This is a genomic window from Secundilactobacillus silagincola (genome assembly GCF_002583405.1).
Classification (GTDB): domain Bacteria; phylum Bacillota; class Bacilli; order Lactobacillales; family Lactobacillaceae; genus Secundilactobacillus; species Secundilactobacillus silagincola.
In genome coordinates, this window is the sequence record NZ_BCMJ01000070.1 from 1 (window position 1) to 234 (window position 234).

General features: G+C 46.6%; 1 protein-coding gene. It reads left to right on the forward strand.

Annotation, left to right across the window (positions count from 1 at the left end):
* Nucleotides 1-234 (forward strand): MBG domain-containing protein (locus CES82_RS12625; RefSeq protein WP_180245756.1); only part of this gene is annotated, 234 nt, incomplete at both ends.

A 234-nucleotide genomic window follows, 5' to 3' on the forward strand; every position in this document is an offset into this window, starting at 1 on the left:
AGATTAGTAATGGTACCAAGGTTTATGACGGTACCACGAACGTGGATACCGCGCAGTTTAAGGTGACTGGTCCAGAGGGTGTGACCGTTCCAACTTTGACGGCTGACGATTTTGATTTAAGTGGGATCACGAGTGCCAATGTTGGTAGCAACTATGCAGTAACGCTGAACCAAGCTGGGATTGAAGCACTGCAAGGTGCAAATAAGAACTACACAATTACGAGCAGTAATGTGG